Raw genomic sequence first — 11,149 nt, 5'->3', positions numbered from 1 at the left:
ATATAACAAGGTTTATATGAAAATTAATAAAACGACGTTGGGTTTGTTGGCATTGGGAATGATTGGCGCAAGCTCATCGGCTATGGCTCTCGAAGCATGGGATCATCAAGACACAAATTCAAAAATTGAAGTTATTTTTAATGGTAATATTTATACCAACGGCTGGTACGCTAATCCATCCGATTGTCCGGGACATAATTCAGGACAGGGTTCTTCTGCGTGGAATTTGGTAAAAGCGGCAAGTGCTGATGAGATAGCCGAGTTCGGTAACCCAACGACCTGTGATAATGCGGACAGCAAAAATGATACCCATCCTGAGACGGTTATCGCTGCCTTTGATAATAATAAAGATTATGATAAAGGCGATAAAGTTGCCGTTAACGGCGTGGAGTATATTGCGCTACAGGATATTCCAGCCAACAGTTTTGCCCCGAGCCAATCTAATCCTTGGGTTCGCTATGTTGCTTTAAAAGAGTGGCAGCCTTCAAAAAAATATCACAGCGGTGATAAAATATTTAAAGATGGACAAACTTACCAGGCCGTGTTCTTCAGTGAAGGTAATGACCCTTCACTTGCATCGAATCAGTCAAACGGAAGTAATGGTCACCCGTGGAAACCGTTGGGTAAATACGTTGCTGCAACTGCCGAGCAATTAGCTAATGCGCCTGAGTTGGATGTAAAGCATACGTATTCTTCTAACTCATTGGTTAAGTTTGGCGGCGTGATTTATATCACCGCAAACGAGGTCAAAGGTATTCGTCCTCTTTCCCCAACGCCTTGGCGCGTCAGCCCGAATTGGGGAAATACGAAGGAATTGGTCGGTGACAAAGTTCCCGCCTGGCCTGCCCAGTTCTATGCTCCTTACGTAGATTTTGCCGTCGGTGCTGAAAATATCACTGATATGGCAAATTTGAAAAAGCAAAACAACATTTCTCATTACACCTTGGCCTTTATTGTCGCGAACAGTGCTAACCAGTGTCTGCCGACGTGGGGGACGAGCTATCCGGTCAAGAATTACTCACAGTACGCCAAAATAAAGGCGCTGAGAAAAGCCGGTGGCGATGTAATGGTCTCACTTGGCGGTGCAAACAGTTTCCCGTTAGCCTCTGCCTGTAAAAATGCGGACGATTTGGCGCAGCAGTATTATGACGTGGTTGAAAACCTTAATTTGACCAAGCTGGACTTTGACGTTGAGCAACCTTGGTCGGCAGACATGGAATCCATTCAACGCCGTAATCATGCGCTGAAAATTGTTCAGCAAAGATGGCAAGAAGAAGGCCGCAAGGTTGACGTTTGGTATACGTTGGCCGTATTACCAACCGGTCTGACCAATGGGAAGGCCATCCTTCAGAATGCCAAAGATCAAGGCGTAGAGGTTGCCGGTGTTAACTTGATGACCATGGATTACGGCCCAGGCGTATGTCCTGCTTCTAAAGGCGAAGAAGACAATATTCAGGGGCAATGTGGAGTGGATGCCGTTGAGGCTACGGCAAAACAGCTTAAACAAATGGATCTGTTCCCTGGCCTAAGCATTGAGCAGATTTATGGCAAAATCGGCTCCACGCCAATGATTGGTTACAATGACGCTCAGGGTGAAGTTTTTTACTTGTCTGATGCCAGATTAGTTCTTGAAGACGCTAAAGCCAAAAAGTTAGGCATGCTAAGCGAGTGGTCCGTGCAGCGAGACAAACCGGGCGCGATAGGTCGTGCTGATTCTTCAGCCAGCGGCTTGACCGATTCTCAGGCACCGAAGTTGGCATTTAGCCAAACGTTCTCATCGTTCGCCAGTGACTCAACGAATCCGGTTGAGGAAGTGCACGTCGTGAAGGCGAATGCTGGAATGCAGCAAAATGTTAATGGTGAATCGGCGATTGTTCTCGATGGCTCCAAGAGCACCATTAAAGGCGGCGGTGTTCTGACGTATTCCTGGAAACAGGTAGGCGGCCCAGACGTTATCCTTGAGAGTGCCAACACCAAGCGCGCGACGTTTAATGTTGCTAAGCCTGTTCAAAATGCCCGCTACGAGTTTATGTTGACAGTGACCGATGACCAACAGGCAACCAGTACCAGTACCGATACCGTTGCTGTCCAGGTTGCCAGTGAAGCGAATCCAACTGCGCCAGTTATTACTTTAGCCAGCCAGTTCAATGCTATAAGCGGTAAAACTGCGCAGGTATTGGCGACCGTTTCTGACATGACCCCAGAGAGTGAGTTTACTTACGCGTGGCGTATACCTGAAGAATTGACCCACGTTACCGGCACCGAGACTAACCAGCTAAATATTGAAGCTCCACTGGTCACTTCCGTTCAAGGTTTTGTATTGGAATTGACGGTCACCAACAATAAAACACAGTTATCTACTGCTACCACCACGGTGCTAATAGTGAGTCCCGCTGAAACGGATGATAAGCCACAGCCGGGTGATGATATTCCGCAGTGGCTCAAAACCAGCACCTATGACAAGCGATGTACCAAGGTGAAATACCAGGGTGAAGTGTGGGTCAACAATAACTGGGCGGGACCTACCAATGTGCCTGGTACAGAAGGTGAGTACGGCGCATGGCGCAAGAAAGTTGACGGCTGTAAATAATTTCTTTCTGTGAATAATCGCTTTTAAGCAATACAGAATGACCGAAACCAGTGGAGAAATCCGCTGGTTTTTTTGTTTTTCAGACGATACGCAAGGTATCTTTGCCTACATAAACTTGTACAAAGTGATTTTTGTGTATAACTTTAAGGAAGGTAATAAAGCGCTGTTCCATGGCTATGGAAAGCAAAACGTCTGGAGTCGTACATGAGTGAAAAAATTCCGATCGGCATCAGCGCCTGCCTGCTGGGAGAGAAAGTTCGCTTTGACGGCGGCCACAAACGTTTGGCCTTTGCCGTTGAGCAACTGGCCCCCTTTGTACGTTTCGAACCCGTTTGTCCCGAAATGGCGATTGGCCTGCCTACGCCACGCCCGGCGCTGCGTTTGGTTGACATGCAGGACGGTATTCACATGTGCCTCAGCAACAGCCCAGATACCGATCTCACCGAAAAAATGCAGCGCTATTCAGAGAAGCGCGTTGCCGCCTTGACCCATCTTTGTGGCTACATTCTTTGTGCTAAATCGCCGAGCTGCGGTATGGAGCGGGTGCGCGTTTACCGTGAAAACAGCAAAGACAACAGTAAGGTTGGCGTGGGTATCTATACCGCCGAACTGCAAAAACAGTTGCCCTGGTTACCGATAGAGGAAGACGGGCGCCTTAACGATCCTATTTTGCGTGAAAACTTTGTTGAACGGGTTTTTGCCCTCTATGAGTTGAAAATGCTTCATGAGTCGGGACTCAGTCGCGGCAAGTTGATGGCGTTTCACAGCCGTTACAAACTTTCGTTGCTGGCTCACTCTCAGCCTGAATATCGTGAACTTGGCCGCTTTGTGGCATCAATGGACAAATGGGATTCGCTGGAGGCGTATTTCGTCGAATACCGCAACAGGCTGATGAGTCTGATGACCCATCGAGCCACGCGCCGCAACCACACCAACGTGCTGATGCACGTGCAGGGCTATTTCCGCAAGCAGCTCAACAGCGGCCAGCGGCAGGAGCTTGCGCGTCTGATAGACCACTATCGGCAGGGGATGCAGCCACTGCTGGCACCTATCACGCTGCTTAAGCATTACATGCATGAATACCCTGACGCCTATTTGCAGCAGCAACGTTACTTCGAGCCTTATCCTGAAGCGCTGCGCCTGCGCTATGGGCACTGATATCACAAGGAATGCACTGTCATGACCACCCATCTGGTCTGGTTTAGAAACGACCTGCGCGTTACTGATAACCGCGCGCTTTCTGCCGCCTGCGAAGACGTAGACGCTACTGTCATCGCGGTGTTTATTGCCACTCCGGCGCAGTGGCGCAAACATGATATGGCGCCTCGTCAGGCGGCCTTTATTTATCAGCATCTGCAGGCACTGCAAGGTGCGCTATCAGAGCGCGGCATCCCGCTTTATTACCACCAGTGCGAGTTGTTTTCAGACAGCGTTGACTGGCTGGTGAAATTTGCCGCTGAACATCACGTTGATGCGCTTTTTTACAATGATCAGGTCGAAATTAATGAAGTCGAGCGTGACGCCGCCGTCGATAAGGCGCTGTCGCCCGAGGTTCAAATTCAGCGTTTCAATGACAGCCTGCTGCTGCCGCCCGGTTCGGTGACCACCGGCGAAGGCAGCATGTATAAGGTTTATACCCCTTTTCGGCGTGCCTTTTTGCAGCGCCTGAGCGAGTCGGACTGCCGCTCTTTGCCTGCACCGCATGCGCGTAAAAATTCGCATCCGGGTGAAGCTGCCGAGCTGTCACCGTTTGATTATCCTCAGCAGGAAGTGGGTGACGATTTCCCGATTGGTGAGGAGGCGGCGCGCGACCGGCTGCGGCGTTTCTGTCGTGAAAATGTGCAGGATTATCTTGAGCAGCGCGATCTCCCCGCTGTTGACGGCACCAGTACGCTGTCACCGTATTTGGCGATTGGCGTACTTTCTCCACGCCAGTGTTTGAATCGTCTGCGGGCTGAAAACCCTGAGGTGCTGGAGAAAACCGACGGCGGCGCTTTTGGTTGGCTCAATGAGCTGGTGTGGCGAGAGTTTTATCGCCATCTGCTGGTGGCCTGGCCATCACTGTGTAAACGCCAGCCGTTTATTGAGTGGACAAAAGGCATAACGTGGCGTGATGCGCCCGATGATTTACAGGCGTGGCAGGCGGGTAAAACCGGTTATCCGATCGTCGACGCCGCCATGCGTCAGCTCAACGCCACCGGTTGGATGCATAACCGGCTGCGGATGATCGTGGCGAGTTTTTTGGTGAAGGATTTACTGATCGACTGGCGCTGCGGCGAGCGTTACTTCATGTCAAAACTTGTCGACGGCGACCTTGCGGCCAACAACGGCGGTTGGCAGTGGGGGGCGTCTACCGGCACCGATGCAGCACCTTATTTCCGCATCTTTAACCCGACCACACAGGGCGAACGCTTTGACAAGCAGGGTCGTTTTATCAAAGCCTGGGTGCCTGAATTGAGTGATGTTCCAGAAAGAGATATTCATCAACCACATCGTTGGGCTGAAAAACAGCGGCGCGTGCTAGACTACCCTTTCCCAATTATCGATCACGCCCGGGCGCGTAAGGATACACTGGCCGCGTTTGAGGCAGCCAAAAATCGCGCTCAGGCTGAAGATTAAGGTGTCTGCCGGAGTCGGCAGGCACGTTGATAATCATCAGCACAACATGGAGCGATGTGATGGCAAAGGCATTTTGGAAAGCGGCGCTGCTTTTAGGCGCCGGACTTGGCGCGGTTCCGGGAGCGAGCGCAGGTTTTAAGGTCATCGCGCTCGGCGTAAACGGCGGCGTAGAGGAGGGCAATTTAACCTCTTATCTGATCCGCAGCGATTCACAAACACGCTACCTGGCGCTAGACGCTGGATCAGTATTGCCGGGTATCAGCAAGGCACTGGAAAAAGGCAGTTTCCCCGAGGTCACAGTGCAAAACGCTGCGCCGCTTACGCCACAGGGAGCCGTTTTTCGTAATCTTATCAGTGGCTATTTTATTAGTCACGCCCATCTCGACCACCTCGCGGGTCTGATAATTGCGTCCCCTCAGGACACTAAAAAGCCCATTTATGGCTCTGCCGATACCATCGACACCCTGCGTCAGCACTATTTCAACTGGCGAGTGTGGCCTAATTTCAGCGACTCCGGCAGCGGACAGCGGTTGGGTACCTATCGGCTGAATGCGCCAAGGCCTGGTCAGCGCTTTTCTCTTGGTCTGAGCGGGCTTGACGGCGTTATCTATCCGCTTAGCCACGGCGGGGTCACTTCATCAATGCTGCTGGTCAGTAGCGCGAAAGAAAACCAGCAGCTCGAGTCCTTTGCTTATTTCGGTGATACCGGTGCCGATAAGCAGGAAAAATCCCGTGATTTAAATGCGGCCTGGCGTGTGCTCGGCGACGAGATTAAGCAGCAGCGTCTGAAAGGCATGATTATAGAAACCTCTTATGCCAACGGCATGTCCGATAGCCAGCTGTTTGGACATCTTACACCTGCGCTACTGCTGGGTGAGCTGAAAAACCTTGAGCAGGTTGCGGGCGGCGCAGGTTCGCTGAAGGGCCTGAAAGTGGTGATTAGCCATATGAAACCTTCGCTAACTGCCGGAGACGACCCGCGCGCCAAAATTATCCGTCAGCTTGAACAGGGCAACAGCCTCGGCGTAAACTTTATCTTTATGCAGCAGGGCGATAGCCAGGATTTTTAGTGCAGCAGTCTCAAGCATTTCAAAAGCATCGCCTGAACTAGCCAATAATTTTAATGAGTAATGTGATGAATAACCTTGAATTAGAGAAGATTATTGACCAAAAGCTTGAGGTTAATGCTTTTAAAGACTATGCGCCCAATGGCCTGCAGGTTGAGGGCAGCAGCACGGTTAAGTGCATTGTGACGGGCGTAACGGCCAGCCAAAAACTGTTGGACGCGGCGGTTGCGCACAGCGCCGATACGATCATCGTCCACCACGGTTATTTCTGGAAAAACGAACCTGCGGCAGTGCGCGGCATGAAGCGCAACCGTCTGAAAACGTTATTGCTCAACGATATTAACCTTTATGGCTATCATCTGCCGCTGGACGCACACCCAGAACTCGGTAATAACGCTCAACTGGCGAAGCTGTTGGGAATCGAAGTGTTAGGTGAAATTATGCCGCTGGTGCCTTATGGCGAACTCTCCGCGGGCATGGCGGCTGAAGACTTTCATCAGCGCATCGAGCAGCAGCTCGGACGCAAGGTGTTGCACAGCGCGGAAGGCGGGCCGAAAATTATCCGTCGGGTGGCGTGGTGCACCGGCGGCGGTCAGGGCTTCATCCAGCAGGCCGCTGATTTTGGCGTGGACGCCTTCATTACCGGTGAAGTCTCTGAGCAAACGATTCACATTGCGCGGGAGATGGGGTTGCACTTCTTTGCCGCCGGACATCACGCCAGTGAACGCTACGGCGTCAAGGCTCTGGGCGAATGGCTCGCCGCAGAGCACGGTTTAGACGTTACGTTTATTGATATCGACAATCCTGCCTGAATCGCTCTCCTCAACGACCCTGTGCTGCGTTGGGCGGCACAGTTTTTTTATCCGCCTCAGGCGTATCCGACGGGGGGAAATCACTGTCTTCGAGCAGAATAAATGCCCTTTGCAGACCGGTGTCCGCATCCGGATCGGCACCCTGTGAGCGTCTTTCCGGTTCAATTTCTGCCTCAATAATCTCCGCTTCAGGCTCATCCTGCTCGGCAGTTTCTGGCGCGGGCATTTGATCCTGAATCATCTGCTCGTCCAAGTTAGGGTTAAGTGCCGGCGATAGCGGTGAGCTGCTCAGACTGTCGGGCATGGCGATGTGAGGAACCGGCGCATCCTGCGCCATTTGGGTCTGCTCTTCCACGGCCGAGCTTCGACTCAGCGCGACAATCGCTGCGCCACACAGCGCAAAGAAAGCATACAAAATATTGCCGCCCAGCGGTTCAATCAGTGCACCCACCGCCAAGGGGCCAATACAGGCGCCGACGCCGAATGCCATCAGCAAACAGGCAGAGAGCGACACGCGACGTTCTGGCTCAATCATGTCATTGGCCAGCGCAACAATCAGCGGGTAGAGGGTGAACTGCATCAGGCTGACCACAAATCCTACGACTAGCAGCAGCGGGAAAGAGATGTGGCTGAAAATTGCCAACGGCAGTGCGGCAATCGCCAGCAGTATGGCGTTAATTCGCATCAGCAGGTTGCGGTTGTAGCGGTCCGAAAGCCAGCTCAGCGGAAACTGCGCCACCAGACCGGCAAAAATCGCCAGTGCCATAAACAGGCCGGTTTGCTGGGTCGACAGCCCCTGCTGGCTTGAGTAGAGGGGCGCCATGCCGTAAAAAGACCCCACAATCATGCCAATCACCAGCGTAATCGCCAGCACCTTAGGAATAGCACCAATAAAGAATTTTAGCTCCATCGGAGCCGGTGACATATGGCCGACTTTGGTGCGTGTGGTGAGCGCAATTGGTACCAGACAGAGCGCAAAACACAGCGCAATGACCAGCAGCGTGCTCATACCAAGGTCAGTCTGTAGCATCAACACCACTTGACCGAGTGCCATACCGAGGTACGACGCCGCCATATAAAATCCAAATACCACGCCGCGCTGGCTTGAGTCCGACTGGTCGTTCAGCCAGCTTTCCAACACCATGTACTGACACATCATACACAGCCCGATAATCAGGCGTAGCACCACCCAAACCGGGATAATGTCGGTCAACCCGTGGCCTATTACCGCCGCGGTAATGATCCCCGAGCAGGAAACGTAGGCGCGAATATGTCCCACACGGGCAATCAGAAAGTGGCCCACCTTGCCACCGATCACCAATCCAATATAGTTGGCGGCGATAATGGCCCCAATCATGGCACCGCTAACGTGGATAGCACTTAAACGCAGTGAGATGTAAGTAGTGAGGAGGCCGGAGCCAAGCAGCATCAACAACGTGGTGGTATAGAGTGGAAAAAAAACGCCGAAGGTCTTTTTCACTGTTTCTCCCTTTAAAATGAGGCAAAACCCGCTGTTTCATGCCTTCCAGGCACATCGAGTTTTGCAGAAACATCAGACACACAGGCGGCCTTACCCTTAAAGCGTAGCAGCTGATTGTTGCACCGTCGTAAACAAGGCTACAACCTCGATGACTTTGGGTCTATATCTGTGCCATAAATAGCGTTATCTTAATTTGTATATTATCTGTGGCTTAGGAGTCATTAAGTGCAACGAGCACGGTGTTATTTGTTAGGTGAGCGCGCAGTCGTTCTGGAGTTGGATCCGCCCGTTTCATTGGCCAGCCAGCAGCGAATTTGGGGATTAGCCCAGCGTCTTGAGACGTATCCCAGCGTAAAAGAAGTCATCCCAGGCATGAACAATTTAACGGTGCTGCTTAACGATCCGCAAAACACGGCGCTCGACGCCATTCAGCGCCTGCAAACCTGGTGGGAAGAGGGGCAAGCGTTTGAACCTGAGTCTCGCCTGATTGAAATTCCCGTGGTTTACGGCGGCAAAGGTGGCCCGGATCTCGACGGCGTCGCCAGCCATACCGGCCTGAGTACGAGTCAGGTCGTTGAATGCCACAGCGGCGCTGAATACGTGGTGTATTTTCTTGGTTTCCAACCCGGCTTTCCCTATCTGGGCGGTATGCCCGACGCGTTGGCCACGCCGCGTCATCGTGAGCCGCGCCTGTCGGTCCCGGCGGGAACCGTTGGCATCGGTGGCAGTCAGACCGGAATTTATCCGCTAATAACGCCCGGTGGCTGGCAGCTTATTGGCCATACGCCGCTCTCAATGTTTGACCCCGCCAGCCGTTTACCCACCCTGTTACGCCCCGGCGATCGGGTTCGCTTTGTGCCGCAGAAGGAGGGCGTATGTTAAAAATTTTACGTGCGGGGATGCAGACTACCGTTCAGGACCTTGGCCGTAACGGCTATCGTCAACTGGGCGTTAGCCAGTCCGGTGCACTCGATGCGCCCGCGCTGCGCATAGGCAATTTGCTGGTCGGCAACGATGAAAACGCCGCAGGCCTTGAAATAACCCTCGGCCAATTCAGCGTCAAATTTACTAAAAAAGGGTGGATAGCGCTGACCGGTGCAGGCAGTCATACCACCCTTGACGGGCAGTCGCTATGGACCGGCTGGTGCTATCCGGTTAAGGCTGGACAAGTTCTGACTATGAAAATGCCGATGCGCGGCATGCGCAGCTATCTGGCGGTTGCGGGCGGTATCAAGGTTGATGAGATTCTTGAGTCGCGCAGTACCGATATCAAGGCGGGCTTTGGCGGCTTTGAAGGGCGAGCATTAAAAGACGGTGATGAACTGAAGGCCGGTAAGCCGCTCAGAGAGCCGACAAAATCAACCGGCGTCAAACAGCTGCTGTTTGGTAATCGCATTCGTGCCGTGCCTGGCCCGGAATATAACGAATTCAGTGAAGATGCCCGTGAATCCTTCTGGCGCACCGCGTGGCAGCTCAGCCCGCAAAGCAATCGTATGGGTTATCGCCTGCACGGTCATGCGCTGGTGCGAGAAACTCAGCGCGAAATGCTTTCGCACGGTTTGGTGCCAGGCGTGGTGCAGGTTCCGCACGGTGGCCAGCCGATCGTGCTCATGGCCGACGCGCAGACTACCGGCGGTTATCCGCGCATTGCCTGTGTGATTGAGGCTGACCTTTATAACCTGGCACAAATTCGTCTCGGTATGCCAATCCACTTTGTGAAGTGCACGGTGGAAGAGGCGCTAAAGGCCAGCAGTGAACAGAATCGATTTATTGAACAAATTAAGTGGGGTCTGCATGAGCGTTGATTTAAATGCCGATTTGGGCGAAGGGTGTGAAAACGACGAAGCGCTGCTGCAGCTGGTGAGTTCGGCCAATATTGCCTGTGGTTTTCACGCCGGAGATGCGCAAACTATGCGTCAGTCCGTGCGCTGGGCCATTCAGTACGGCGTGGCCATCGGCGCACATCCGAGCTTCCCCGACAGAGAAAACTTTGGCCGCACCGCCATGCAGCTGCCGCCGGAAACGGTGTATGCGCAGGTGGTTTATCAGCTTGGTGCCTTAGCGGCCATCGCCCGCGCCGAAGGGGGAAAAATGGTGCACGTTAAACCGCACGGCATGCTTTATAACCAGGCGGCGACCGACCCTGAACTTTCAGACGCCATTGCGCGCGCCGTTCGCGATGTTGATGCCTCCCTGAAGCTGGTGGGGCTGGCCGGCAGTGAGTTGATTCGCGCCGGTGAGCGTTTGGGTCTGGAGACGCGTCAGGAAGTGTTTGCCGATCGCCGCTACCAAAGTAATGGCAATTTGGTGCCGCGCAGCCAGCCTGATGCGATGATCGAAACCGATCAACTGGCGCTTGATCAAACATTGAGCATGATCCTCGATAAACACGTCGTCAGCCGCGACGGTATCAATGTCCCGGTGCAGGCGGACACCGTTTGCCTGCACGGCGACGGTGAGCACGCGCTGGCCTTCGCCCGCAGTCTGCGAGCTGCGTTTGCCGAGAAAAAAATTACGGTCAGTGCCGAGTAATCCCTGAAAGATAATAGCTTGCGCATAAGAAGTCTCTGCGCCTGAGGAA

Annotated in this window: 10 protein-coding genes; 9 read left to right on the top strand and 1 reads right to left on the bottom strand. The window is 53.0% G+C overall.

The features are described from left to right. The 6 genes from BS639_RS20325 to BS639_RS20305 form a co-directional block, all read left to right on the top strand. Window positions 1–2,590, top strand: a 2,590-nt coding sequence (locus BS639_RS20325) for a chitinase (protein ID WP_206601172.1), incomplete at its 5' end; no start/stop codon positions are given. Between the two features lie 37 nt (window positions 2,591–2,627). Further along, a complete protein-coding gene (locus tag BS639_RS25065; RefSeq protein ID WP_194977401.1) occupies window positions 2,628–2,798 on the top strand; it encodes a hypothetical protein in 171 nt (56 codons plus the stop codon). Beyond that, complete coding sequence (locus BS639_RS20320) at window positions 2,795–3,748, top strand: YbgA family protein (RefSeq protein ID WP_084984159.1); 954 nt, start codon at window positions 2,795–2,797, stop codon at window positions 3,746–3,748. The genes BS639_RS25065 and BS639_RS20320 overlap by 4 nt, the downstream gene beginning before the upstream one ends. Before the next feature lie 21 nt (window positions 3,749–3,769). Further along, entirely contained in the window at window positions 3,770–5,209 is a 1,440-nt protein-coding gene (gene phrB, locus BS639_RS20315) for a deoxyribodipyrimidine photo-lyase (protein ID WP_084984158.1), read from the top strand. Window positions 5,210–5,268: 59 nt separating this feature from the next. Continuing rightward, window positions 5,269–6,279, top strand: coding sequence for an MBL fold metallo-hydrolase (locus tag BS639_RS20310; RefSeq protein ID WP_084984157.1), 1,011 nt, complete (start codon window positions 5,269–5,271; stop codon window positions 6,277–6,279). 65 nt (window positions 6,280–6,344) lie between these two features. Continuing rightward, entirely contained in the window at window positions 6,345–7,088 is a 744-nt protein-coding gene (locus BS639_RS20305; RefSeq protein WP_084984156.1) for a type 2 GTP cyclohydrolase I, read from the top strand. Window positions 7,089–7,098: 10 nt separating this feature from the next. Here BS639_RS20305 and BS639_RS20300 read toward each other — a convergent pair whose 3' ends face one another. Further along, complete coding sequence (locus tag BS639_RS20300; RefSeq protein WP_084984155.1) at window positions 7,099–8,568, bottom strand: MFS transporter; 1,470 nt, start codon at window positions 8,566–8,568, stop codon at window positions 7,099–7,101. A gap of 225 nt (window positions 8,569–8,793) precedes the next feature. Here BS639_RS20300 and pxpB point away from each other — a divergent pair, with 225 nt between their 5' ends. Genes pxpB through pxpA form a run of 3 tightly spaced genes read left to right on the top strand, consistent with a single transcriptional unit; the run spans window position 8,794 to window position 11,100 of the window. Beyond that, window positions 8,794–9,450 carry a 5-oxoprolinase subunit PxpB gene (pxpB, locus tag BS639_RS20295; RefSeq protein WP_084984154.1) on the top strand — a complete coding sequence of 219 codons (657 nt, stop codon included), beginning with the start codon at window positions 8,794–8,796 and terminating at the stop codon, window positions 9,448–9,450. Then, window positions 9,444–10,373 (top strand): 5-oxoprolinase subunit PxpC, encoded by a 930-nt coding sequence (gene pxpC / locus BS639_RS20290; RefSeq protein WP_084984153.1) that lies wholly within the window; start codon window positions 9,444–9,446, stop codon window positions 10,371–10,373. Before pxpB ends, pxpC begins: the two co-directional genes overlap by 7 nt. Then, window positions 10,363–11,100 (top strand): 5-oxoprolinase subunit PxpA, encoded by a 738-nt coding sequence (gene pxpA / locus BS639_RS20285; protein WP_084984152.1) that lies wholly within the window; start codon window positions 10,363–10,365, stop codon window positions 11,098–11,100. Before pxpC ends, pxpA begins: the two co-directional genes overlap by 11 nt. The last annotated feature ends 49 nt before the right edge of the window (window positions 11,101–11,149 follow it).

Origin of the sequence: Rouxiella silvae (genome assembly GCF_002093625.1) — a bacterium.
GTDB lineage: Bacteria > Pseudomonadota > Gammaproteobacteria > Enterobacterales > Enterobacteriaceae > Rouxiella > Rouxiella silvae.
This window is presented reverse-complemented; position numbering and strand designations above follow the sequence as displayed.